This is a genomic window from Streptomyces sp. CA2R106 (genome assembly GCF_037034245.1).
In the GTDB taxonomy this organism is placed as follows: domain Bacteria; phylum Actinomycetota; class Actinomycetes; order Streptomycetales; family Streptomycetaceae; genus Actinacidiphila.
Genome location: NZ_JBAGKC010000015.1, coordinates 41304 through 65547, shown reverse-complemented (window position 1 = coordinate 65547; position 24244 = coordinate 41304). Strand labels below are relative to the sequence as shown.

The window sequence follows — 24244 nt, the reverse complement described above, 5'->3', positions numbered from 1 at the left end:
AACCAGGCCCGACCTCCTGCCTAGATCTATGGTTCGAGTGGTTCGCGCAGATCAGCAGGGTGACCGACGGCTGACTTGGGTTGGGCGGCCGGGTGTGCAGTTGCTGAACCTGGATCAGCATCTCCAGTACGAGCGTGAAAGCCTCAGTCATTACCCGCGTAGCTCTGACGGTGCAATTGCATGGGGCGCGGTTGCTGATGGTTTGGTGCTCAGCTCGATGGAGTCGGGTTCCGCCGAGCTGAGCACCGTAATCCAACGGTTCGCCCCGAAAGCTGGCAGCCTAATCTTTTTCTGGGAGAGCCTGGCGGTTCCGACTGTAGAGATGGGGCTCGAATTCTCTATCTCTCGCCTGCCGGACATCGCGGAATCCGTACCGGAATTCTGGGTATATTCTCCCGGCGACCGCATTGTGGTGGAGAGTTCGTTCACTGGCGTAGTGACTGTGGCCCATATTCCTGTGGAAGCAGATGGCGAGAGTCCTGCGTAACGCCGTTTGACGGCAACGTCAGCGGACGACCACCGCTGAGGGCGGCGGCTCTTCGGAGTCGCCGCCCTCGGCCAGTGCACTGCTCAGGGTGTCGATGGCCTGGCGCTGGAGACGGAGTCGGACGTGGGCGTAGACGTCGGCGGTGACGCCGATGTGGCCGAGGAGTTCCTTGATGATGACGAGGTCGACGCCCTGTTCCAGGAGCAGGGTGGCGGTCGAGTGGCGGAGATCGTGGAAGCGGATCGTCCGGAGTCCGACGCTGTGGAGAAGGCGACGGAAGTGGCGGGTGAGGTTGCCGGGGTCGAGTGGCCTGCCCTTCGAGGTGGTGAAGACGAGCCTGTTTGTCCGTCCAGCCCGTTCCGGCTACCTGGCGCTCTTCCTGCTGCCGTTCCTGGTGGAGCTCGAGGGAGCTGATGCATTCGGTGGGGAGGGCGATGCGGCGTTCGGAGGCGAGGGTCTTGGTGTTCAGGACAGTCAGACCCTGGCTGCGGGTGCGCTGGAGGGAACGGTGGATGGTGGCGGTTCCGCCGTCCAGGTCGAGGTCTTCCCAGTGGAGGCCGAGGGTTCGCCCTTGCGGAGTCCGGTGCGCAGGGCGAGTTCGTACAGCGCGTGCAGACGATCATCGGCGGCCGACTGGAGGAACTGCCGGGCTCCGGTGGCGGTGAGGGGCTGGAAGCGTCTGGGGCGGGGCGTGGTGGTTGACGTTGCGGGCGACGTTGCGCGGCAGTTCGTCCTCGCGGACGGCGTGTTCCAGGGCGGACTTGAGGACCGCGTGAACGTACGTCACCGTCAGCGGGGACAGCCGCTTGTCGCAGCACTGGCCGATGGCGCAGTAGGACCGCCGAACAACGTCTCGTTCCTGGGTGCAGCACTGGCAGGTGGTGCGGAGTCCGTCGAGGAAGGTGCGGACGTCGCGGGTGGTGAGTCGGGCGAGCTTCTTGGTGCCGAGGCCGAGGCCGAGGCCGAGGCCGGGGTTGAGGTGGAGGCGGATGGAGGCGGCGTATCGGGTGTGGGTGTTCTCCCGCAGATGGTCTACGGCGACGCCGTCCAGCCAGTACGTGAGGTAGGCGCTCACGGTGCTGTCGGCCGCTGCGACGGGGAGGCCGCGGTTGCTGGCGGCGATCTTCTCGGTGAGCTTGGTCATCGCGTCTTTGCGGGTGGTGCCGTAGACGCGGACGCGCTTGCGGGTGTTGCCGGGGGGCGAGGACATATCCGGCGGCTTCCCATCGTCCGTCCTTGCGCTGGTAGACGGTTCCGTCGCCGTTCGCACGGGCACGGGATCGGCGGTAGGAGGCGGGGCGAGGTGGTCATCAGGTGGCGGCTTCCTATTCGAGGCGGGTGTGGATGAAGTCTGTGAGGGCGTGGGTGGGGATCCGGCGGGCGCGGCCGAGGGTGATCGAGGCGAGCTGGCCGGTGCGGAGCAGGTCGTAGACGGCGGAGCGGCCGAGCTGGAGTCGGGCCATCACCTGGGGCACTGTGAGTAGATCCAGCACCGGGACCGCTTCCGGGTGGAGGCCCGCGAGCGGAGGCGAGGCCATCAGCAGCCCCCTTCGGCCGTGAACTGCCGTTCCAGTTCCCTGCGGTGCCATACCGCGGCGGCGAGGAGGTTCGTGTCGCGGAGAGCGTTGGACGCGACCTCGGAGGCGTAACGGACGGCCTCGGCGGCGGGGGCGGCAGTCAGGCGGTCGAGCCCATCGACGACGGTCGGGCGAGCGGGAACTCACCGGGCGCGACGCTCACGACAAAGGGGGGAGGGACGGGCGGGAGGAGACCGGCGGTTGGCGCGGCGCTCAGGAGGGCAGGGCTGTGTCCAGGTATGCCTGGACCGGCTCGGACAGGCCGTAGGGCACGTACTCCGGGATGTCGCCGTGGGCGACCCAGGCCACTGCGGCCACTTCCTCGGGCGCCGCGACATGGGCGGTGCCGCTCAGTATCCGGCAGGCGGTGTACGACATAAGGCGGCCCGTCTTCGGGTGGACACGCTCGCCGAGCGACTTGACCGGCGCCACGGTCAGCCCGGTCTCCTCCTGGGTCTCCCGTACGGCGGCGTCCTCGCGTTCTTCGCCGGGCACGACCTTTCCGGCCGGGAACTGCCAGGACAGCTCTCCCTCGCGCACACGGCGGCGGACCATGAGGACTCGGCCTTCGTGAACGATGACGGCGGCGGCGACGCTTGGCCGCTCGTCCTTGCTCTGCTGCGTCAACGCTGCTCCGTAAGGTGTCAGGCGGCCCGCGGGAGGGCCGGGCGTGGCTGCCATACTCGCCGGATGCCGCTGACGGACGTGATAACCGAGCCGATAACGGCCGACGCTCCTCGCGAGGTAGGCGCTACCCTGCTCACCCAGTCCTGGCCGACCTGGCCTTCCTCCACTGGGCCGCCGACCGGGAGGTCGTGGCGCCGCTGCTGCCCTCCGGTACGCGACCGGACACGCTGAACGGCGCCACATACGTCGGGCTCATCGCCCTCCGGATGCACCGCGTGGGATGGTTCCGGCTCCCCGCATCCCCTACCTCGGCTCCTTCCCGGAGACCAACATCCGCCTGTACTCGGTGGACGCGGCCGGGCGGCGCGGCGTCGTCTTCCGCACCCTGGAGGCGTCCCGCCTGATCCCCGCGGCCGTCGGCCGGGGCGCGTTCCGCCTCCCCTACGCCTGGTCGGAGATGGACCTGCGGCGCGAAGGGGACACGGTCACCTACACGAGCCGCCGGCGGTGGCCCGGCCCCCGAGGCGCGCACAGCAGCATCGCGATACGGGTGGGAGCCCGCCTTGAGCAACCCACCGAGCTCGAACAGTTTCTGACCGCCCGCTGGGGCGTGCACAACGCATTCCTCGGACGCCCGGTGTACCTCCCGAACGTCCACCCCCGCTGGCCACTTCACCAGGCCGAACTACTCCGTTGCGAAGAGAGCCTCCTCACCTCGGCAGGCGTGACGGCGCCAACCGGAGAGCCCGTCAGCGTGCTCTACTCCCCAGGCGTCCCGGTCCGCCTCGGCCGCCCGGACTACGGCATGACCCGACTCAACTGAGCGGTAGCTCGCCGGACTTGAGGCTCGTGAGGAAGGAAGCGAACGCCGCTGCGCGGAAGTTCAGGGTGGGGCCGTGCGGGTCCTTGGAGTCCCGGACGGGGACGGTGCCGTGGGAGGCGGCGAGGTTGGTGGCGACCTCGACGCAGTTGCCGCCCTGGCCGCTGTACGAGGACGTGAACCATTGCGGGGTTGCGGTCGTCATGGGGTGCCCCTTTTGTCGGTGACGGCACGTCGATGTGTACCCGGGGGCGCGGGTGGTGACACCTTGTGGGGGTGCGGCACGGCCCCGTTGCCGGGGAGGCGACGGGGCCGTGGGGAAGTGTTGCTGGTGGGGCGGGCGGTCAGGTGAGGGGGAACTCGCCGGACTTGACGCTCGCCACGAAGGAAGCGAACGAGGCGGCCGGGAAGTCCAGGGCCGGGCCGTTCGGGTCCTTGGAGTCACGGACGGGGACCACACCGCGCGAGGCGATGAGGTTGGCAGCGACCTCGACGCAGTCGCCGCCGTTGCCGCTGTACGAGGACTTGAACCAACGGGGGGATTCGGTCGTCACGACGTGCCCTTTCGTAGCTGGTTGATCATGGCCACGGACGCCGCCTGTGACAGCGCTTCGGCCTGTAGTTGATGGTAGGCCCCCATCAGCGGCAGCACGGAGGTGGTTTCGCGATCAAGGTGCCCCTGCACCTGCGATTCGGCGTACACGGCAACGGACCGGTCCGCGAGGGTGAGCAGGTTGACCGGGAGCAGGAAGGAGCGACGTGCGCCGATGCCGAACGGCGCCACCTGAATGATCCAGTTGGGCATGGAGGCTACCTCGACCAACTTCTGGAGCTGAGGCTCCATGACCTCGGCGCCGCCGACAGCCTGCATGAGGCAGCTCTCGTCCAACACCACGAGCACCATGGGCGGACGGGCCCTTACCAGGGCAGCTTGCCTGTCCATGAGGACGGTGACCCGTTCGGCGGCCTGCTTCACGGTGATGGTGCCGCGTTGCACATCGCCGTCTGCCATTGCCTCCGCGTACTCACGCGTCTGGAGCAGGCCCGGAATGACGCCGATCTGGAACAGTCGGATCTCCGTGGCCCGGCCCTCGTAGCTGACGTACTCCGGGAAGCCCGCCAGTAGCGAACCGCGATGCAACTCGATCTGCTCGCGCTCGAACGAGTCGGGGCCGTTGGCCGTGCCGTAGGCAACGTCAAGGCTGCGCGCGAACCCGAGAGTTGGCGGTTTGCGACCAGTTTCCACGGCCGAGACATGCTGGCTGGAACACTCCGCCCGGACGGCCAACTCTTCCTGGGTCCAGCCGCGTTGCTCCCGGAACCTGCGCATACGGGCGCCGAAGGCAGCGCGCGGGCTGCTCTCCGGGTTCAGCTTCTTGATGTTGACCATGCCGACCCCCGACTCTTCCTTCGTTTCGGATTACTTGAAGGGCCCACGTCCGTAGGCCACTCTGAACGCGTTCGGCGGTGAAGCCGACACGGAGAGGAGCGAACCATGGGCATGACGCTTGCCGTGTATCGGATCGATGCGAAGTCCGGGAAACGCATTACCGTGCGGAAGCGCTACAAGGTTGCTCCGGAAAATGTGCCCGTGTGCACGAGTTCGGCATTGCCGCCGTGCGCGTGCGAGCGGTGTCGTAACGCCGGTTGCGCCGGCGTCGGTTAGTCACACCCCCTTGCGTGCAGCGGGAACCACGCGGGATGACCACATGGTTCCCGTTTCGTCGTACGGAGTGACCTTATAGCCGCGATTCGTGTTCGGACAAGGCCGCTTCTTGGCGTACTACGCACAATTACGCGTTCGCGGGTGTGGGTGTCGGGTCAACGTGAACTGATAATCGGATAAAGGAGAACCGGATGGCTGACGGGGGCGACGGGGGTAGGAAGGGAATGGACCTGAGCGGATGGGGGTGGTTCTCGGCGCGGGAGTTGTACGCGAACCAACTGGCCTTTCGGCGCGAGCAGTCGGGGATGAGCCTGGTGCAGCTCGGGGAGAAGTGCCGGTACGAGCAGTCGTATCTGCACCGTTTGGAGACGGGCGGGCGGCTCGGCACCGTGCAGGCGGCGCGGGCGCTGGACTTGGTGTACGGGACCGGGGACCTGCTGGAGCGGCTGTGGTGGCTGGCGAAGCGCGAGACGAAGGACCGGCTGGTGCTGGGGCTGGCGCCGTTCGAGGCGAACGCGGCCAGCATTCAGGAGTACGCGGTGAGCACGGTGCCGGATCTGCTCCAGACGCCGGCGTACGCGCGGGAGCAGTTGCACCTGGCGCAGCTCGGTGACGAGGAGGCGGAGGAGCTGGTCGCGGCGCGGCTCGGCCGGCAGGTGCGGTTGTCCGGGCCGGAGCCGGTGCACTACCGGGCGCTGATCGACGAGGCGGTGCTGTGCCGCAAGGCGCGGGACCCGAAGACCTGGGCCGCTCAGCTGGAGCACCTGATCGAGGTGGCGCAGCGGCCGGGGGTCGCGCTGCACGTGGTGCCGTTCGGGGCAGGGCCGCATCACCTGCGCAGCTCGCTGGAGTTGGTCTATCTGCGCGACGGGGCCAGCATGGCGTACACGCAGGGCAGTTGGAACGGCCATCTCACCAACGACCCGGAAGAGGTCGAGCCGTTGCGGATCGCGTTCGACTCGCTGCGGGACGCCGCGCTTGTTCCGGCGGAATCCCTCGCGTTTCTCCGTGCTTTGCTGGACGAGTGTTCCGCCGCCGACGGCGGTGCCGCGGAAGGCCGTTGTCCGTGAGGCGCGGCGACGTACCCGGCCCGGGGGCCCGGCCGGGCGGAAAGCGCCGGGTCCGCCGCCGCCCCACCCGCCTCAACCACGAACCCGAGGCGGTCACGTGGGCCCGGGAGCGGGTCGGCCTCACCAAACGCGAACTCGCCACGGAGATCGGTATCTCCGAGCAGTTGATGGGCGAAATAGAATCGGGCTGGCGCAATGCCACACCCCCGAACCTGGCGAAAATCGCCGACGCCCTCAACTGCCCCATCGTGGCCCTGGAACGCAAACGCTGAACTTCCACCCCGCCCCTTCCCGCAGAATGGAAGTGGGTGAACGTGGCGTGAACCGTCTCCGGTCCCCTTCCGTCGGGGTAGGGGCCCGAATCCGTGGCAACGGTGATCCACCGCAACTTGTCCGATGCAAGCGGCAATAGGGGTATCCCGAGCGGCACGGGACCGAAAGCTCCCCCTCCAACGCAAGATCGCCATCGCGGTCGGAAGATCCGAATAGTCCGGAGGCGTCGGATCGCTTCAAGGTGTACGGGTCAAGCCGCGCTGAATCTCGCGCAAATCCCCCACGTGCGCAGCTGACACCCCGTAGCCTTGGAAAAGAATCGCTGCGGCCAAGACGTCGAATGCGCGGCACTCTCAGGAAACGGAGGCATCCAGATGGCACAGACACCAGCACCGTGGGGAACGCGACGAATGGGCCCCTACACGTCCACCGTCGCGATCCCGCGGTGCGCCCCCGTGATCGACCCGGAAACGCAGATCGCTGTCATTGTGGATGAGCGGGGACGGACCGTCGAACTGGGCGACCACGGCACCAGCACGAGCGGCGTCACGCCCACCACGACGACCCCCGGCGACGGGGCGGGGCCGGGCGGCGCGACCGACGCGGACAGCGCCGAGTCGTACGACCAGGACCAGAGTTCCGACTGATGAGTGACAGCAGGTCGGTACTGGTGCTCACCAATCCGTACGACGTGACGGCGGACGTGGTCCTGCGCCTCCTCGCCGAGCGGCGGATATCCGTGGTCCGTCTCGACCCCGGTGCCGACCTGCACACGGGCGCCTCGCTGACTGCTGCGTACCTCATGGACGACAGGCGGGGCATGCTGCGCACGGCGAGTCGGGAACTCGACACCATGCGGGTCAGGGCCGTTTGGACGCGCAGGCCCTCGCCCTACGAGGGTCCGCAGGGGCTGAGCGAGCAGGACCGTCGTTTTGCCGCGGAGCAGGCAATGTGGGGCGTGGGTGGAGTTCTTGCGTCACTGCCGGGTGCGCACTATGTCAACCACCCGTGGGACAACCGGGCCGCGGAGTTCAAGCCGGTGCAACTCGCGACCGCGCAGCGCTGTGGCTTCCTGGTGCCGAGCACGGTGATCACCAACGATCCGGAGGAGGCTCGGACCTTCGCCGCTCAGCAGCATGGTGGAGTGGTCTACCAGCCGGTATGGAACACGCCGTACAGGATCGACGGCCAGCCATACAGCGTCTGGGTTCGAGAGGTGCGCGCGGCCGAGATCACCGATGCGGTTTCCGTCTGCCCGCACATGTTCCAGGCCAAGGTGGACAAGGGTTTCGATGCGCGGGTGACGGCAGTAGGGGACCGGCTGTTCGGAGTCCGGATCGACAGCCCCGATCTGGACTGGCGCCGACGTCAGGATGTGATGACATGCACACCGATCGAGGTACCCGAGGCGGTCACACGGTCGGTCGTTGCCTACCTTGGCGAACTCCGGTTGGTTTACGGCGCGTTCGACTTCGCTGTCAGCGTGGCGGGTGACTGGTACTTCCTGGAGTGCAACCCGAACGGTCAGTGGGCGTGGCAGCCGGCGCAGACCACCATGGCGATTGCTTGCGCTCTTGCCGACCAGTTGGAGGGACGGTCCGACACGTGAGTACATCGGCTCGGTTGCGGGCGGCGTTGGTGGCGGAACTTGCCGAGGGGGGCGGCTGCTTGGAACCCGGGTGGCGTGGGGCCGCCGCCGCGGTGCCCCGGGAGTTGTTCGTCGGGTCGTACTTCCGCGCGGTGGCGGGTAGCGTGCCGACGGCGTACCGGCCCGTACGGGAGGGCGAGCCCGGGTGGCTGGAGGGGATCTACTCCGATCGGACGCTGGTCACCCAACTGGACGGCCGGGTCCGGCCCGAGGACGTGGCCGGAGGAGCGGTGACCGGCTCGCCGTCCTCCTCGTCCACCCTGCCGTCGCTGGTGCTGCGCATGTGGCAGCAGCTCGATGTCGGGCCCGGGCAGCGGGTGTTGGAGATCGGCACGGGCACGGGGTACTCGACCGCGATCGGCGCTCACCGGCTCGGGGAAGCCCGCCTGACCAGTGTCGAGTACGACCCGGAGGTGGGGGGTGCCGCCGCGGCGGCGCTGGCGGCGGCCGGGTTCGCGCCCCGGCTCGTCATCGGTGACGGGCTGCGCGGGGACCCGGGTGGGGGCCCGTACGACCGGCTGATCGCCACCTGTTCGGTGCGGTACGTCCCGCTGCCGTGGCTGCACCAGGTGCGGCCGGGCGGGAAGATCCTGGTCACCCTCTCCGGATGGAGCTACGCCAACGCCCTTGCGCTGCTGGACGTGACCGGGCCCGGGGAGGCGACCGGCCGTTTCCTGCCCGGGTTCACCAGCTTCATGATCGCCCGGCCGCACGACCGGCCGCCGCGCCCGGCGCTGGTGCTGCTGCCGGGGGAGGAGCGGCCGAGCCGGATCGACCCGGCGGTGCTCGACGGGTGGACCGGCGGCTGGGTCGCGCAGCTCGCGGCGCCTTCCGCCGAACGTATGGGGGCGGGAGCGGAGCAGATCCTCTGGGACGTGTCCAGCGGGTCCCAGGCGCGCACGGCCCCCGACTCCCGGGGCGGGTGGACCGTCATCCAGCGCGGGCCGCTCCGCTTGTGGGACCGGGTCGAAGAGGCTGTGCGGCGCTGGCAGGCCGCCGGGGAGCCGCACCAACAGGAGTTCGCCCTCACGGTCACCCCTACCGCCCAACGCGTCCGGCTCAACCCGGCCCCCGACGCCGACCCGGACGACGACCCCGGGTGGGCGCTCCCGATCTGACGCAACCTTTGCCCGGTTACGGGCGGGCCGAGCAGGTGAACGCGCCGCGCCTGCATCGGCCTTCGACTCGACCGCTGCTCTAGCCTTGCCCCATCAGCCGACGTTCGATGTTCTCCCGCGTCATCACTGCGCGAGGGTCGTCGAAGTCGTCGAGGAGTCTCAGCGCCTGGGCCCACTGCCGGCGGGCTTCCTCGGGACTTTCGCCGACTACGGCAAGGCTCATGCCGTTCAGGGCCAGGGCCTGGTGCCAGTTGTCGTCGAGATCGTGATGCGTCGAGACGGCCCGCCGGAAGAAGTCGACCGCCTCCGCGTGGCGCCCGAGCCGGCAGTACACCTCGCCCACGCCCTGCCAGGCCAGTGCCTCCCGGCTGCGGTCCGCGAGGCGTCGGTGCAGCGTGGCGGACCGCTGGTAGGAGGTCAGTGCCTCGGCGTACTGGCCGTTCGCCCGCTGAGCGTCGCCGAGCGTCAGCAGCCAGTATCCCTCCAGACGCAGGTTCCGGAAGTTGAGGGCGATGTCGATGGCGGCCTGAGCCGAGATCAACGCGTCCGCGATATCGCCCTGTTCACGCTGGATGTCGCTCAGCACTCGCAGGATGTTGCCCTCACCGCGCGGGTTGCCGAGTGCGCGGTGAGCTGCCAGCGCCTGGTCGGTGGCGGTGGCTGCTTCCGGCAGCCGCCCTGCGCGGTAGTGCGTGGTCGCGAGATTGGACAGCGTGGTGGCCGTCCAGTGAGCGGCGTTCTGCTCCCGGAAGCAGGCGATGGCCTGTTCGAAATGGCCGGCGGCGGCATCGAGTCGTCGGGCTCGGAGGTGAATGAGCCCGATCAGGTTGAGCGAGGAGGCCACGCCCAGGCGGTCGTCCAGGTCGCGTCGGATGCCCAGCGCGCGCACGTGGTGTTCGAGCGCCTCGGCCAGGTGGTTGATGCGGGTGTGCGCCATCCCGAGCGAGGTGAGGAGCACAGCTTGCGCGGCGCGCTCACCCGAGCGTATCGCCGCCGCCAGACCGATGCGGCCCACCGCCAGCCAACTCGCGCCTGGGGCCGAGGGGAACTGGGCGTTCCACAGGACCGCCGACAACTGCCACGCCAGCCGGTCCTGCCCCGCGTCAGCCGCGGTGCGTACGGCCTGGAGGAGGTTGGCGTGCTCCCGCTCGGCCCAGTCGACCGCGGCGTCGTAGTCGGGGAACGGCAGCGGGCTGACGCCGTCCGAGGCAGGCGTGAGGGCCACATGGTCCTCGGCGGGATTGATCCAGCTCTGTGCGGCATCGGCGGTGTGCAGGTACCACTCCAGCACACGGAGCCGGGCCGACTCGCGCTCGGCAGGCGGCTCTTCGTGCTGGGCCTGATCGGTGGCGTAGGCGCGAAGGAGGTCATGGAACTGGTAGCGGTCCGGGGCCGTCTGTTCCAGCAGATGGGCACCGACCAGGGAGTCCAGCTGCTGCCGGACCCGGTTGCCGCCGGCCGCTCCGGCCAGGGCCGCGGCGGCAGGCAGCCCGAACTCGGGCCCGGGGTGCAGGCCGAGCAGGCGGAACAGGCGGGCGGCGTGCTCGGGCAGGGCGCGGTAGGACCACGCGAAGACGGTGCGGACCGCTTCGGCCTCCTCGTCGTCGCCTGTGCTCAGTGCGTCCCACAGGGCTGCTTCGTCGCGCAGGTCGGCGATCAGGTCGACCAACCGCAGGTAGGGGTGGCTTGCCGCTCTTTCCGCGGCGATGCGCAGGGCCAGGGGGAGATGCGCGCATAGCCGGGCCAGTTCGGTGAGCTGCCGTTCGTCATCCACCGGCCGGTACCCGGCGGTGACGGCCCGCAGCAAGGCGACCGCTTCCGGTTCCGGCAGGACGCCGAGTGTGAGCCGGCGGGCTCCGTCGCGGACAGCGAGGCCGGACAGGCGGCTGCGGCTGGTGACGAGGACCAGGCTGTGCGCGCTGCCGGGCAGCAACGGCCTGACCTGGCCGACCGTCGCAGCGTTGTCCAGGACGACCAGGACCCGGCGGTCGGCCAGCAGAGAACGGTACAAGGCGGCAGCGGCGTCCAGGTCCTGCGGCACGGCATCGGCCGGGACACCGAGGGCGGACAGGAAGCGGGGCAGGGCCTCGCGCGCCGTCACCGGCTCCGCGGGGTCGTAGCCGCGCAGATTGATGTACAGCTGGCCGTCCGCGAAACGCTCCCGGATTTGGTGCGCCCAGCGCAGCGCCAGTGACGTCTTGCCGGCGCCCGCCGTGCCGGCGATCACGTACACCGAGACGACGAGCGGGACGCCGTCCTCGCTGGGGAGAACGGCGTTCAGCTCGCCGAGTTCATTGCTGCGGTTGACGAACCCGCGTACATCGGCCGGCAGTTGGAGTGGCCTGTGACTCGCGGAGCCGCCCGGGTCCGGCGCGTCCTGCGCGTGGAAGTGGATGCCCCCGTGAACGTCCCTGGCTTGGACGATGTCACGTGAGGATGATCCCGCTATCTCGGAATGCGTGCTGTCGCCTGAATGCTCGTCACCCCTGCCCGGCTCAGCGATCGGACTATTCCTTTGCCGGGCTCAGCGTCGGCGGGGCGAGGTGCGCCACCTCACGGTCGACGTAGGAGGTCACATCCTCGCCCGCCGCGTAGAGCGCCTTGATGTAGTCCTCCCAGCGCGTCACCAGATCACGGTCGGTGTAGCGGACCGCGCCGTTCGATGCGCCCGTCTCGGTGTAGAGCACCTGGAACAGGACGTTGCTGCCGAGGACGACCAGTTCGGGGAGCGGATGGGTGCGCTCCGACGCGGCCACCTGATCGGCGAGGACGACTCTGATGTTCTCCCCGTACTCGGCGCGCTGCCGCTGGGAGTGGAGTTCCCACTGCACGTAGGGTGTCAGCGGTTTCTCGACCACCCGCACGCGATGAAAGGCGTATCCCCGGCGCGCGTCTTGCCGAGCAGCCGCGGCCAGCGCGTCGCGACGGTCGGCGAGCAGCCGCAACGCCTCGTCCCACTCGCCCCGGCGCAGGGCGTCGCGACTCGGACTGCCCTGCTCCTCGAAGTGCTGCCCGCGTTCCAGCTTCCAGGAACTCCCGTCGCGGATCGCGTCCTCCCGTTCCCGGAACTCCTGCTTGTAGGCGCCCCGGGTGAGGCGTTCACCCTGCTCGGGAGCGAGGGCGGGGGCGATGAGATCAAGCATCGGGGATGTCTTTCTTCGCCGCGCTGAGCATGTTGCCCGGGATGACGACCAGCCGCTCGTCCGGAGCGAGGTGCACGCCATGAGGCAGACGCGTGCGGTAGGCAGCCGTCAAATCCCTGCCGATCACGGCGACATCCCCGTTGTCGAGCTGCCAGATGTCCGGGCAGTCGTCACGCCCGTCGGAGTGCCCCAGCTCTTCGGCTGAACTTCCCAGCCGACGTTCGAATAACGCGGACGGGTCAGCCTCCCAGGCGCGGGCCATGGTTGCCTCCGGGGGGGGGTGTGTTCAAGCGCGCTGTTGTTACACAGAGTATCAAGGGCGGCACTGAGAGGCCAGAGAGGAGGCCATGGCCGCCTTCTTGTAGAAGCTGTCATCACCCGCTGGGCCGCCGCCACCTTCGCAAGGAGCCTTGCCATGTGCGTCTTCGTCACCGGCGTCCCCGGGCACATCGCCTCGGAGCCTATCCCCGACCTGCTGTCCGCGGGGTACGCCGTGACCGGCCTGGCCCGCTCGGCCCCTTCCACCGCCGCCGTCAAGCGCTCGGCGCCGACGTACGACGCGGTGGCCTCGGCGACCACGAGGTCCTGGAGGCCGGGGCGCACGAGGCGGACGCGGTCGTCCACCTCGCCTTCGACCACGGTCGGCAGAGGTCGGGCGACCTCGACGGCGCGGTCGCGGCCCGCTCTACGCGCTCGGCGGCACCTGGTCGTTCGCCGTCTGAGCCGGGAGGTGGGTGGTGACGGCGGTGTGGAGGAGGGGGAGGTCGACGTGGGTGGGGAGGGCGGCGATGTCGGGGGGCGTGTCGCGGGAGGGGTCGACGCCGAAGAGGGCGCGGGTGAAGGGCGGGTGGACGGTGTGGGCGATGAGGTCGCGGGTGGTGGTGGCGGCGGTCTCGGGGGAGAGGGCGAGGCGGTCGGTGAGGAAGGCGGCGAGGCGGTCGTGGGCGGCGTCGAAGACCGCGTCGTAGTAGCCGGCGGCGGCCTGGGGGAGGTGGGCGGCCTCGGAGATGCCTAGGCGGCAGGTGCGCACGGTGGGGGTCCACAGCAGCATCTGGAGGAGGCGGCCGCAGTAGAGCACGGTGGCCTCGGTGGGGTCCTCGGCGTAGTCGGCGGGGGTGCCGAGCCGCTCGAGGTACAGCTCGCGCACGAGGTCCACGACGGAGAGGAAGAGGTTGTCCTTGCTCTCGAAGTGGGCGTAGACGCTGCGCTTGGAGGTCTCGGCGCGGGCGGCGACGACGTCCATGGAGGCGCGCTCGAAGCCCATCTCCAGGAAGACGTCCTTCGCCGCCCACAGGATGTGCTTCCGCAGTTCCGCGCCGCGCTTCGACATGCGCCGTCCTCTCGTGGTGCCGTTCCGGGCAGGTGGGAGAGCGGCCACGCAGGAGTCTACTTCGCACCGGCAACGCTCCGCCCGGACCGCCCGGGGAGCCCCGGCCCGGACCGCCCCGCCCAGGCCGCCCGGGCGGAGCCCCCCCGCGGCTACCCCACCCTCACCACGGCAGCGTCCCGTTGGCGTCGAAGTACCCGCCGGTCGGCCCGTCAGGGCCTATCCGCGCCATCCGTACGATGATCTCCGCGCCCTGTTCCACGGTCTGCGTCCCGGTACGCCCGTTCAGGTCGGTCGCGGTGAAGCCGGGCTCCACCGCGTTGATCCGGATCTCCGGGAACGCCTTCGCGTACTGCACGGTGAGCGCGTTGACCGCGGTCTTCGACACCGGGTAGGCCACACCCGGGTAGGCGTAGCCCGGGGTGCCCGGGGTGCTGAGCCCGGTCAGCGAGGCGAGGCCGCTGCTGACGTTGACGATGACGGGTGCGGCGGAGCGGCCCAGCAGCGGCAGGAACGCGTGGGTCACGCGTACCGTCCCGAACACGTTGGTCTCGAACAGCGGCCGCATCGTGTCCACGGTGAGCTCCGCGGCGCCGATGATGCCGTTGCCCTCGGTCCGCGCCTCGATGCCCGCGTTGTTGATGAGGACGTCCAGCCCGCCGTCGGCCTCGATCGCGGCGGCGGCAGCGGCGACGGAGGCGTCGTCGGTCACGTCGATGACGACGGTCCGCGCGCCCAGCTCCTCCGCGGTCCGCCGGCCGCGCTCGGGGTCGCGGCTGCCGACGTAGACGGTGTGGCCCGCGGCGAGGAGGCGGCGGGCGGTCTCCCGGCCGAGCCCCTTGTTGGCTCCGGTGATCAGTGTGGTGGTCATGGCTCCAGCCTGCGCCGGGCCGCCGCGCGCAACCAGGACCCGCTTGTCCGGGTCCCGCGGGCCCCGGGTCCTGCCGGACCGGGGGCCCGCGAGGACCCCCGCTCCCAGCTCCGGGGCGGCGGCACCCCCAGCCCGCACCCCCAGCCCGCACCCCCACCCCACGGCGGTGCCCCGCACGGGCCGGTCAGGGCGCGAGCTCGGGGGAAAGCCAGACCGGTACGCCGCCCAGGAGCGCGTGCAGCCGGGCCGCCTCGGCGCGCAGCCGCCCGGACTCCGCGCTGTCGGACGTGACCGTGGCCAGCGAGAGCAGCGCGGGCGCGGTGCCGACCAGGTGCCCGAGCGCGACCCTGATCCGCAGGGACTCCGCGAAGCCGTGCCGGGCCTCGGCGAGGTCGCCCTCGGCCACGGCGAGCCCGGCGAGGTGGCGCCAGGTCGAGGAGGTGAGCAGGGCGTCGCCGTGCGCGACGGCGCCGGCGTGGGCGCGGCGGTAGGCGGCGCGGGCGGCGGCCGGGTTCCGCGCGATGTTCTCCGCGACGAGCCCGCGCCGGAAGTCCAGCAGCGGGCGGCCGGGCGAGCCGGGCCCCAGCAGGGCGGCGCTGCGGCCGAACGCGGACCGGGCCTCGTCGGCGCGGTCGTGCACCGAGAAGACGGTGGCGCCGTAGGCGAGGCAGCCGCGCTCGGAGGCGGCGGCGCCGCGCTCGTCGTCGGTGCCGGCCAGCGCCTCGGCGGTCCGCAGCGCGTCCTCCGCCTCCGCCCACCCGTCGACCTGGTAGAAACACGCCTCGACCAGGAGTTCCGCCCTGTGCAGCGCGGCCCCGGCGTCCTCGGCCGCGAAGGGCGCGAGCAGCGCCGCCGCCTCCGCCCAGCAGCCGCGGGCCCGCAGCCGCCGCACATCCGGTACCCCGACCACCGATTCCGACAAGGCGGTGTCCGCCACAGCATCTCCCCCAAGCGCGTCTTCGAGCCAGTGCGAGCAAGTGCGTGTGTGTGCCTGTATCTACCTGTGTTCGGTTGTCCGTACACGTATGGCCGCGTACGTCTCGATGTGGTGTGCGGGCGCGTTGCAGTACGTCGCGGGGCGCGCCCGGGGTGCGGGCGCGTGCGCGGTGGCGGAAGTCCAGCACGCGGAAGGGGCCCGCGCCAAGGGGTCGGCGATCAGTTCTTGTGAAAGGGATCACTTTCACGAGCGCACGAACGGCGCACATGGGGCGCACACCGCGGGCACGGCGGGGGCACCGCGGGGGCCGGGAGCGGGCAGGGCGCGCGCACGCCGAGCGCACACCGCGGGCAGGGCGCCCGCTCAGCGCATGCGCAACGCGAGGAAGAAGTCGACCTTGTCCTCCAGGCGGGACAGGTCCCGCCCGGTGAGCTGCTCGATCCGCCCGATCCGGTACCGCAGCGTGTTGACGTGCAGGTGCAGGCGGCTCGCGCACCGCGTCCACGATCCGTCGCAGTCCAGGAACGCCACCAGCGTGGGGATCAGCTCGGCGCGGTGCCTGCGGTCGTAGGCGTGCAGCGGATCGAGCAGCCGAGCGGTGAAGGCCCGGCGTACGTCGTCGGGGACGAAGGGCAGCAGCAGGACGTGGGAGGCGAGTTCGTCGTGCCCGGCGACGCTGACCGGGCCGGGTCGGGCCGCGGCCACCCGGCGGGCGTGCCGCGCCTCCTCCAGCGCGCCGCGCAGCCCCTCCGGGGAGTCCACGGCGGCGCTCACCCCGACGGTCAGGCGCCCGTCGTCGGCCAGGCCGCGGGCGAGCGGGCCGCGGACGGCGGCCAGCAGCAGGTCCGCCCGCAGTACGACGGGCCGGCCCGGGGCGGGCGAGTCGGCGGTGCCGTCCTCGCCGTCCGCGGCCGCCCGGGGCGCCGCCTCCAGCGGCACCAGCGCCACCGCCTCGTCCTCCGTGACCGCCACCGCCACCCGGTCCGCCGCGCCCGCGCCCGCCTCGGCCGGGTCCGCCAGCAGCTCTTCGAGCAGGGCCCGCGCGACCGGTCCTGGCGGTGCCGCCTCGGCGCCCGCGCCCGCCCAGTCCACCCGGGCCACCACGATCTGCCACTGCGGCACCGCACCCGCCCCCGGCAGCAGCACCGGCGTCGCGGCCCGCAGCCGCGCCCCGATCTCCGAGGCCGCCGCGCCGCTCCCGACCAGCTCGAGGACCTCCGCGGCCAGCCGCCGCCGCACCGCCCGGGCCGTGTCCCGCCGCTCCCGTTCCACCGCGATGAGCTGCGCCACCCCGTGCAGCAGGTCCAGCCGTTCGCCCGGCCAGTCCGCGGCGTCCGCCTCCACGGCCAGGAACCAGTCGGACAGCACCGTGGCGCGTACGTCGGCGCCCGCGGCGGTCCGCACCGGGAACAGCGCGTAGACCCGGCCGCTCTGCGCGGCGACCCGGTACGGTGCCGGGCGCCCGGTGCGGCTCGCGGCCTGCTGGGCGCCGGCCAGTTCGGCCCGTACGGGGGCGGGCAGCGGGTGCGCGGCGCCGGCGACCTCCCGGCCGGTCGAGGAGAGCACCCACGCCCGCAGGTCCAGGTCGCTACCGAGCAGGTCGAGCACCGCCTCCGGGCCGCCGGAGCCCGGGCCCGCCGACATCAGCCGCCGGTGCCGGTCCACCACCGCGGCCAGGTCCCCGGCCCGCTCGCCGGACACCTGCCGGACCACGTACTCGGTGATCGTCGCGAACGCCACGTGCTCGCCGACCGCGAACAGCGGCAGCCGGTGCCGGGCGCACGCCGCCACGAGGTCCTGCGGGATGGTGCCGATCTCCGCGTCGCCCGCGGCCAGGGCGGCCACCCCGGCCGCGTCCAGCAGCCGGACGAAGGACTCCGAGTCGGACGGCGCGTGCCGCCAGGCCAGGCCGGTCAGCACCAGCTCGCCGCCGCTCAGGTAGCGGCTGGGGTCGCGCAGGTCGGTGGTCATCACCCCGCGGACGGTCCGGTCCAGCTCGTCACCGCCGCCGAGCAGCCGCAGGCCGAGTGCGTCGGTGTCCAGCAGTGCGCGCAGCCGCATCGTCCTCGCCTCGCCCTTGCCTCGTCGTCCGTACCGGCGGGCCGGCCGTGGTGATCACCGGCGCCGCCTCCCGCGAAGTGTGGGGCACCGGTGTTGCCGGCGGGATGCCGTGACGTTTCCGCGGCAGCCCCTTTCGGAGGAATGTACAAGACCCGCCGCCCGGCCAGCCAAACGCTTCATGTGTTCGGTGACTGCACCCGAACGGCCGCGCTGCCGTGTACTTGCGGCACCCCGTGTGTACAGCACAGGAGCGGACCCCGCCGGACCCGACGCCGGCCCGGACCCACGAGCCCGACCCGAGCCTGACCGAGTCCGACCCCGAACACGATCCGAGTCCGACCCCGGACCCCGAGCCCCGCGCTCCGACAGGAGGGCCCGTATGGAATTCCTGCGCCCCGCGAGCTGGCCGGAGGCGCTCGCCGCGAAGGCCGAGCACCCCTCCGCCGTGCCCATCGCCGGCGGCACGGACGTGATGGTCGAGATCAACTTCGACCACCGCAGGCCCACCCACCTGATGGACCTCAACCGCATCGGCGAACTCCAGGAGTGGCAGACCGGCGAGCAGACCGTACGGCTCGGCGCGTCCGTCCCCTACGCGAGGATCATCGAGCACCTGCGCACCGACCTGCCCGGGCTGGCGCTGGCCGCCCACACCGTGGCCTCCCCGCAGATCCGCAACCGCGGCGGGGTCGGCGGCAACCTCGGCACCGCCTCGCCGGCCGGCGACGCCCACCCCGCGCTGCTGGCCGGCGGCTGCCAGGTCGAGGCCGAGTCGGTCCGCGGCAGCCGGATGATCCCGATCGACGACTTCTACCTCGGCGTGAAGCGCAACGCGCTCGCGCCCGACGAGCTGATCCGGGCCGTCCACCTGCCCCGGGCGACCGGCCCGCAGCAGTTCTCCAAGGTCGGCACCCGCAACGCGATGGTGATCGCGGTCTGCGCCCTGGGCCTGGCGCTGCACCCGGCCGACCGTACGGTCCGCACCGGTATCGGCTCGGCCGCGCCCACCCCGATCCGGGCCAGGGCCGCCGAGGAGTTCCTCGCCGCCGCGCTGGACGAGGCCGGGCTGTGGGACAGCCGCGGGCCGCTGCCGCCGTCGGTGGCGGCGCAGTTCGCGGAGCTGGTGGCCGGCGCCGCCAACCCGATCGACGACGTGCGCGGCACCGCCTCTTACCGCAGGCACGCGCTCGGCGTGATGGCCCGCCGCACCCTGGGGTGGGCCTGGCAGGAGTACCGCGGCGACCCGAGGAGCCAGTCATGCGCGTGACGTTGACCGTCAACGGCCGCCCGCAGGAGGCGGACGACGTGTGGGAGGGCGAGAGCCTGCTGTACGTGCTGCGCGAGCGGCTGGGGCTGCCGGGCGCCAAGAACGCCTGCGAACAGGGGGAGTGCGGGTCCTGCACGGTCCGGCTGGACGGGGTGCCGGTCTGCGCCTGCCTGGTGGCCGCCGGACAGGCGCAGGGCCGCGACGTGACCACCGTGGAGGGGCTGCTGCGGCCCGACGGCCGGCTCTCCACCGTGCAGCAGGCGTTCGTGGACGCCGGCGCCGTGCAGTGCGGCTTCTGCACCCCCGGACTGCTGGTCGCCGCCGACGAGTTGCTGGAGCGCACCCCGGAACCGTCCGACGGCGACATCCGCGAGGCGCTGTCGGGCAACCTGTGCCGCTGCACCGGCTACGAGAAGATCCTCGACGCGGTGCGCCTGGCGGCCGCCCGGACCGGCCAGGCGGTGTGACGATGGACGAACGACAGCAGTCCCCGGCGTACTCCCGCACCCCCGACCGGCCCCGTACCCCCGACCGGGCGCCGACCAGCCTCACCCAGGGCGCCGCAGGCACCGCGGGCGGCGTCGGCGCGTCCACGCTGCGCCCCGACGGCATCCTCAAGGTCACCGGCGAGTTCGCGTACGCCTCCGATTTGTGGCACGAGGACATGCTCTGGGGCCACACCCTGCGCAGCACCGTCGCCCACGCGAAGATCCTCGCCATCGACACCGCCGAGGCGCTGGCCACCCCCGGCGTCCACGCCGTCCTCACCTACGACGACCTGCCCACCGAGGTGCGCCACTACGGACTGGAGATCCGCGACACCCCGGTCCTCGCGCACGGCAAGGTCCGCCACCACGGCGAACCGGTCGCGCTGGTGGCCGCCGACCACCCCGAGACCGCCCGCCGGGCCGCCGCGAAGATCCGCGTCGACTACGAGGAACTGCCGCTGGTCACCGACGAGGAGACCGCCACCGGGCCCGGCGCGGTCCTGGTGCACGAGGACCGCGACGACCACCACAGCGGGCACGTGCCGCACCCCAACATCGTGCACCGCCAGCCGATCGTGCGCGGCGACGCCGACGCCGCGGCCGCCCGCGCCGACGTGGTGGTGCGCGGCGAGTACGTCTTCGGCATGCAGGACCAGGCGTTCCTCGGCCCCGAGTCGGGTCTGGCGGTACCCGCCGAGGACGGCGGCGTCGACCTGTACGTGGCCACCCAGTGGCTCCACTCCGACCTGCGGCAGATCGCCCCGGTGCTCGGCCTGCCCGAACGCAAGGTCCGCATGACGCTCTCCGGGGTCGGCGGGGCCTTCGGCGGCCGTGAGGACCTGTCGATGCAGATCCACGGCTGCCTGCTGGCGCTGCGCACCGGCCGCCCGGTGAAGATCGTCTACAACCGGTTCGAGTCGTTCTTCGGCCATGTGCACCGGCACCCGGCCCGGCTGAGCTACGAGCACGGCGCGACCCGCGACGGCAAGCTCACCCACGTCCGCTGCCGGATCGTGCTGGACGGCGGCGCCTACGCCTCCTCCTCCCCGGCCGTCGTCGGCAACGCCGCCTCCCTGTCGGTCGGCCCCTACGCGGTGGACGACGTGGACATCGAGGCGCTCGCGCTCTACACCAACAACCCGCCCTGCGGCGCCATGCGCGGCTTCGGCGCGGTCCAGGCGTGCTTCGCCTACGAGGCCCAGATGGACAAGGTCGCAGGCGAACTCGGCCTGGACCCGGTGGAGTTCCGGCAGCGCAACGCGATGCGGCAGGGCACGCTCATGCCGACCGGGCAGCGCGTCGACTCGCCCGCGCCGGTCGCCGAACTGCTGCGCCGGGTCAAGGCGCGGCCGCTGCCGCCCGAGCAGCAGTGGCGCACCACCGAGGGCGCCGACATCCGCGCGCTGCCCGGCGGCCTGTCCAACACCACGCACGGCGAGGGCGTCGTGCGGGGCGTCGGCTACGCGGTCGGCATCAAGAACGTCGGCTTCTCCGAGGGGTTCGACGACTACTCCACCGCGCGGGTGCGGATCGAGGCGGTGGGCGGCGAGGCGGTCGCGACCGTGCACACCGCGATGGCCGAGGTCGGGCAGGGCGGCGTCACCGTGCACGCGCAGATCGCCCGCTCCGAACTCGGCGTCACCCAGGTGACGATCCAGCCCGCCGACACCCGCGTCGGCTCGGCCGGCTCCACCTCCGCCTCCCGGCAGACGTACATGACCGGCGGCGCGGTCAAGCACACCTGCGAGGCGGTACGGGAACAGGTGCTCCAGATCGGCCGGCGCCGGTTCGGCACCCACCATCCGGCGTGGGCCACCGCGGAGTTGCTGCTGGAGGACGGCCACGTGGTGACCGACGGGGGCGAGGTGCTGGCCGCCATCGCCGACGTGCTGGAGGGCGAAGCGGTGGACCTGGAACGGGAGTTCAGGCACCGCCCGACGCAGCCGTTCGACCTGCGCACCGGGCAGGGCGACGGGCACGTGCAGTACAGCTTCGCCGCGCACCGGGCCGTGGTCGAGGTGGACACCGAACTCGGCCTGGTCAAGGTGGTCGAACTCGCCTGCGCGCAGGACGTCGGCAAGGCGATCAACCCGCTGTCGGTGACCGGCCAGATCCAGGGCGGCAGCACCCAGGGCCTCGGGATCGCCGTCATGGAGGAGATCGTGGTCGACCCGAGGACGGCGAAGGTCCGCAACCCGTCCTTCACCGACTACCTGATCCCGACCATCCTCGACACCCCCACCATCCCCGTCGACGTGCTCGAACTCGCCGACCAGCACGCCCCGTACGGGCTGCGGGGCGTCGGCGAGGCCCCCACCCTGTCCTCGACCCCGGCGGTGCTGGCCGCCATCCGGCAGGCGACCGGGCTGGAGCTGAACCGCACACCGGTGCGGCCGGAGCACCTCACCGGCACCTGAGCCCGCGTGCCCGCAGTCGCGGGCCCCGGAGTCGCGTGCCCCCGAGTCCCGCTGTGTGCACCCGAGTTGAGCAAGGAGGCGGACCGCCATGCTGGACCTCGCGACCGAACTGCACCGGTGGTGCGCGCGCGGGCGGCCGTTCGCCGTCGCGACCGTGCTCGCCACCGGCGGCAGCGCCCCGCGGCAGCCCGGCGCCGCGCTCGCCGTGGACGAGGAGGGCGCCGCGGCCGGCAGCGTCTCCGGCGGGTGCGTCGAGGGCGCCGTCTACGAACTGTGCCGCGACGCGCTGTCCGGCGCGGGCCCGGCGACCGTGGTGCAGCGCTTCGGCTACTCCGACGAGGACGCCTTCGCCGTCGGCCTGAGCTGCGGCGGCGAGATCGACATCCTCGTCCAGCGGATCGACCCCCGCGCCCGGCCCGAGATCGCCCGCGCGCTGGCCGACGCCGCCGCCGGAAGGGCCGCGGCGCTCGCCCGGGTCGCCGACGGCCCGGCCGAACTCCTCGGCCGCGCCCTGCTGGTACGCGCCGACGGGTCGTACGACGGCACCCTCGGCGACGGGCCGCGGGACCGTACGGCCGCCGGGCAGGCGCACGCGATGCTCGCGGCCGGGCGCACCGGCACCGTGGCCGTCGGACGCGACGGCAGCCGCTGCGGGCGGCCGCTGACGCTGCTGGTCGAGTCCAGCGTGCCGCCGCCGCGGATGCTCGTCTTCGGCGCGATCGACTTCGCCGCCGCGCTGGTGCGGGCCGGGAAGTTCCTCGGGTACGACGTGACCGTGTGCGACGCCCGGCCGGTGTTCGCCACCGCGCCGCGCTTCCCCGGCGCGGACCGCGTCGTCGTGGAGTGGCCGCACCGCTACCTCGACGCCGAGGCCGCCGCCGGGCGGATCGACCCGCGCACCGCGGTGTGCGTCCTGACCCATGACGCGAAGTTCGACGTGCCCCTGCTGGAGCGGGCGCTGCGCCTGCCGCTCGCCTACGTCGGCGCCATGGGCTCGCGCCGCACCCACCTCCAACGGCTCGACCGGCTCCGCGCGGCCGGGCTGTCCGAAGCCGCCCTCGCCCGGCTGCGCTCCCCGATCGGCCTCGACCTCGGCGCCCGCACCCCCGAGGAGACCGCGCTGTCCATCGCCGCCGAGATCGTCGCCCTGCGCTACGGCGCCACCGGCCGCCCCCTCCGTGACTCAGGCCACCCCATCCACGCGGTGGCCTGACTTCCGGCGTCCAGGCGGTGCGCCCGCGACGTCCCGGGGGCTTCGCGGACGCGTCCTACGCCGGGGTGAAGCGGACGGTGCGCAGGTCGGGCGGGGTGGCGGCGTGGGCGGCGGCGAGCAGGCGCAGGCCCGCGGCCTCCAGGGCGGCGCGGTCGGCGGGGCGCAGCGGTGCGAAGGGGGTGACGGCGAGCGCGACGGCGGCCTTGTCGCGGGTGAAGCGCCAGGTGCCGGCGACGAAGCCGTCCACCAGGACGGTGCCGCTGACCAGGCCGTTGACGGAGATGACCCGGGACTTGGGCACGTCGCCGAGGATGCGGGTGCGGTCGGTGTGCGAGAGCAGGAGGTTGTCGAAGTCGGCGACGTAGCGGGCGGGGACGGGCGTGTCGGGGTCGGTGAGCGCGGCGTCGGGCAGGTCGTACAGCAGCCGGCCGTCCTCGGTGCGGTAGGTGCGCAGGTCGAGTGCGGTGAAGAGCTGCTTGAGGCCGGTGCGCCCGGACCACTTCTGCATGTCGGCCGCGTCGGCGGGCCCGAAGGCCGCGAGGTAGCGGCGCACCAGCCCGGCCGGGTCCGGGTCGGTGTCGAGCGGTGCGCCGAGCCAGTCGTCGGCGAAGGCGTACCGCAGCCCGCCGGGCACCCCCCACACGCCGCGCGGCGGCACCTGGACCAGGGGCGCCCAGCAGCGCAGCGCGGTGACGAGCGAGGCGGGGTCGGCGGCCGGGAAGCGCGGCCCGAGCAGCTCCTTCAACTCGCCAGGCCCGAGCGGCTGCTCGGCCAGTACCGAGCGCCCGGCGGCGATCAGCTCGGCCCGGTCCACCCCGGTGAGTCCGGCGGCCCAGGGGGCGGAGCGCGGCCCGCGGTCGAGGGCCGGTTGCAGCCAGGGCCGCAACCGCAGGGCGTCCGCAGCCGTCACCAGATGCACGGTGTCGCGCATCAACGCGAGCCGTACGACGCGGCGTTCGGTGAGCAGGCGGCCGAGCGCGGCGAAGTCGAAGGCGGCCAGGCGGGTCCACAGCCCCGGATAGGCGGAGGAGGCGTTCTGCGACTGGAGGCCCAGCAGGTGGGAGACGACGTCCTCCGGGTCCATGTCGGCCGGCTCCAGGAGGAGTTGGCGGGACAGGAGGGTCCGGTTGAGGGTGCGCCGGCTGACCGGTTCGGTGACCATGGGCGCCACGGTACGGGGGCTTGCGGACGGAAACGGTCCGCGAGGCGGTGTGGCGCGGGGGATGCGGGAGCG

At 72.0% G+C, this 24244-nt stretch carries 23 protein-coding genes and 2 pseudogenes; 11 read left to right on the top strand and 14 right to left on the bottom strand.

Translation table 11 applies throughout. From position 1 onward, the window contains the following. Positions 1-94 precede the first annotated feature (94 nt). On the top strand, positions 95-487 hold the full coding sequence (locus WA788_RS21410; RefSeq protein ID WP_335979718.1) for a hypothetical protein: 393 nt from the start codon (positions 95-97) through the stop codon (positions 485-487). A gap of 18 nt (positions 488-505) precedes the next feature. On the opposite strand, the pseudogene WA788_RS21405 reads toward WA788_RS21410, so the two are convergent. The 3 genes and pseudogenes from WA788_RS21405 to WA788_RS21395 form a co-directional block, all read right to left on the bottom strand. Then, a pseudogene (locus WA788_RS21405) lies at positions 506-1770 on the bottom strand (tyrosine-type recombinase/integrase); the annotation flags it as partial. 42 nt (positions 1771-1812) lie between these two features. After that, positions 1813-2025, bottom strand: coding sequence for a helix-turn-helix domain-containing protein (locus WA788_RS21400; RefSeq protein ID WP_335979716.1), 213 nt, complete (start codon positions 2023-2025; stop codon positions 1813-1815). Positions 2026-2277: 252 nt separating this feature from the next. Beyond that, positions 2278-2691: an NUDIX hydrolase gene (locus WA788_RS21395; protein WP_335979714.1), complete on the bottom strand. Its 414-nt coding sequence runs from the start codon at positions 2689-2691 to the stop codon at positions 2278-2280. A gap of 63 nt (positions 2692-2754) precedes the next feature. On the opposite strand from WA788_RS21395, the pseudogene WA788_RS21390 reads away from it, so the two are divergent. Beyond that, positions 2755-3514 (top strand): annotated as a pseudogene (locus WA788_RS21390) (YqjF family protein). Here WA788_RS21390 and WA788_RS21385 read toward each other — a convergent pair. The 3 genes from WA788_RS21385 to WA788_RS21375 all read right to left on the bottom strand — a co-directional run bounded on the left by WA788_RS21385 (position 3507) and on the right by WA788_RS21375 (position 4901). Continuing rightward, positions 3507-3716, bottom strand: a complete 210-nt coding sequence (locus WA788_RS21385) for a DUF397 domain-containing protein (protein WP_335979712.1) — start codon at positions 3714-3716, stop codon at positions 3507-3509. The pseudogene WA788_RS21390 and the gene WA788_RS21385 sit on opposite strands and share 8 nt — an antisense overlap. A gap of 139 nt (positions 3717-3855) precedes the next feature. After that, positions 3856-4065, bottom strand: a complete 210-nt coding sequence (locus tag WA788_RS21380; RefSeq protein WP_335979710.1) for a DUF397 domain-containing protein — start codon at positions 4063-4065, stop codon at positions 3856-3858. After that, entirely contained in the window at positions 4062-4901 is an 840-nt protein-coding gene (locus WA788_RS21375; RefSeq protein ID WP_335979708.1) for a helix-turn-helix domain-containing protein, read from the bottom strand. The genes WA788_RS21380 and WA788_RS21375 overlap by 4 nt, the downstream gene beginning before the upstream one ends. 500 nt (positions 4902-5401) lie before the next feature. On the opposite strand from WA788_RS21375, the gene WA788_RS21370 reads away from it, so the two are divergent. From WA788_RS21370 to tgmC, 5 genes are all read left to right on the top strand, one after another. Beyond that, positions 5402-6247 carry a helix-turn-helix domain-containing protein gene (locus WA788_RS21370; RefSeq protein ID WP_335979707.1) on the top strand — a complete coding sequence of 282 codons (846 nt, stop codon included), beginning with the start codon at positions 5402-5404 and terminating at the stop codon, positions 6245-6247. Continuing rightward, positions 6244-6519, top strand: coding sequence for a helix-turn-helix domain-containing protein (locus tag WA788_RS21365; protein WP_335979705.1), 276 nt, complete (start codon positions 6244-6246; stop codon positions 6517-6519). Before WA788_RS21370 ends, WA788_RS21365 begins: the two co-directional genes overlap by 4 nt. A 375-nt stretch (positions 6520-6894) precedes the next feature. Beyond that, the gene (tgmA, locus tag WA788_RS21360) at positions 6895-7167 is read left to right on the top strand and encodes a putative ATP-grasp-modified RiPP (RefSeq protein ID WP_335979704.1); all 273 of its coding nucleotides are present in this window, start codon (positions 6895-6897) and stop codon (positions 7165-7167) included. After that, on the top strand, positions 7167-8129 hold the full coding sequence (gene tgmB, locus WA788_RS21355; RefSeq protein ID WP_335979703.1) for an ATP-grasp ribosomal peptide maturase: 963 nt from the start codon (positions 7167-7169) through the stop codon (positions 8127-8129). The genes tgmA and tgmB overlap by 1 nt, the downstream gene beginning before the upstream one ends. Beyond that, on the top strand, positions 8126-9286 hold the full coding sequence (gene tgmC / locus WA788_RS21350; protein ID WP_335979702.1) for an ATP-grasp peptide maturase system methyltransferase: 1161 nt from the start codon (positions 8126-8128) through the stop codon (positions 9284-9286). Before tgmB ends, tgmC begins: the two co-directional genes overlap by 4 nt. Before the next feature lie 79 nt (positions 9287-9365). Here the strand turns inward: tgmC and WA788_RS21345 are convergent, their stop codons facing one another. The 7 genes from WA788_RS21345 to WA788_RS21315 form a co-directional block, all read right to left on the bottom strand. Further along, the gene (locus tag WA788_RS21345; RefSeq protein WP_335979701.1) at positions 9366-11519 is read right to left on the bottom strand and encodes an ATP-binding protein; all 2154 of its coding nucleotides are present in this window, start codon (positions 11517-11519) and stop codon (positions 9366-9368) included. A gap of 274 nt (positions 11520-11793) precedes the next feature. Next, the gene (locus WA788_RS21340; protein ID WP_335979700.1) at positions 11794-12429 is read right to left on the bottom strand and encodes a DUF6879 family protein; all 636 of its coding nucleotides are present in this window, start codon (positions 12427-12429) and stop codon (positions 11794-11796) included. Beyond that, on the bottom strand, positions 12422-12691 hold the full coding sequence (locus WA788_RS21335; RefSeq protein ID WP_335979699.1) for a hypothetical protein: 270 nt from the start codon (positions 12689-12691) through the stop codon (positions 12422-12424). Before WA788_RS21335 ends, WA788_RS21340 begins: the two co-directional genes overlap by 8 nt. Before the next feature lie 423 nt (positions 12692-13114). After that, positions 13115-13759 carry a TetR/AcrR family transcriptional regulator gene (locus WA788_RS21330; protein ID WP_335979697.1) on the bottom strand — a complete coding sequence of 215 codons (645 nt, stop codon included), beginning with the start codon at positions 13757-13759 and terminating at the stop codon, positions 13115-13117. A 160-nt stretch (positions 13760-13919) separates the two neighbouring features. Next, positions 13920-14627 (bottom strand): SDR family NAD(P)-dependent oxidoreductase, encoded by a 708-nt coding sequence (locus WA788_RS21325; protein ID WP_335979696.1) that lies wholly within the window; start codon positions 14625-14627, stop codon positions 13920-13922. 184 nt (positions 14628-14811) lie between these two features. After that, a complete protein-coding gene (locus WA788_RS21320) occupies positions 14812-15564 on the bottom strand; it encodes a hypothetical protein (RefSeq protein WP_335979694.1) in 753 nt (250 codons plus the stop codon). Positions 15565-15927: 363 nt separating this feature from the next. Beyond that, a complete protein-coding gene (locus WA788_RS21315; RefSeq protein ID WP_335979693.1) occupies positions 15928-17625 on the bottom strand; it encodes a PucR family transcriptional regulator ligand-binding domain-containing protein in 1698 nt (565 codons plus the stop codon). Between the two features lie 379 nt (positions 17626-18004). On the opposite strand from WA788_RS21315, the gene WA788_RS21310 reads away from it, so the two are divergent. From WA788_RS21310 to WA788_RS21295, 4 genes are all read left to right on the top strand, one after another. Further along, positions 18005-18892: an FAD binding domain-containing protein gene (locus tag WA788_RS21310; protein ID WP_335979692.1), complete on the top strand. Its 888-nt coding sequence runs from the start codon at positions 18005-18007 to the stop codon at positions 18890-18892. Beyond that, positions 18883-19359 carry a (2Fe-2S)-binding protein gene (locus WA788_RS21305; RefSeq protein ID WP_335979691.1) on the top strand — a complete coding sequence of 159 codons (477 nt, stop codon included), beginning with the start codon at positions 18883-18885 and terminating at the stop codon, positions 19357-19359. Before WA788_RS21310 ends, WA788_RS21305 begins: the two co-directional genes overlap by 10 nt. Before the next feature lie 2 nt (positions 19360-19361). After that, positions 19362-21797 (top strand): xanthine dehydrogenase subunit D, encoded by a 2436-nt coding sequence (gene pucD / locus WA788_RS21300; protein ID WP_335979690.1) that lies wholly within the window; start codon positions 19362-19364, stop codon positions 21795-21797. An 88-nt stretch (positions 21798-21885) separates the two neighbouring features. After that, positions 21886-23010 (top strand): XdhC/CoxI family protein, encoded by a 1125-nt coding sequence (locus tag WA788_RS21295; RefSeq protein WP_335979688.1) that lies wholly within the window; start codon positions 21886-21888, stop codon positions 23008-23010. Between the two features lie 55 nt (positions 23011-23065). On the opposite strand, the gene WA788_RS21290 is transcribed toward WA788_RS21295, so the two are convergent. Beyond that, entirely contained in the window at positions 23066-24172 is a 1107-nt protein-coding gene (locus tag WA788_RS21290) for a winged helix DNA-binding domain-containing protein (RefSeq protein WP_335979686.1), read from the bottom strand. Positions 24173-24244: the final 72 nt, after the last annotated feature.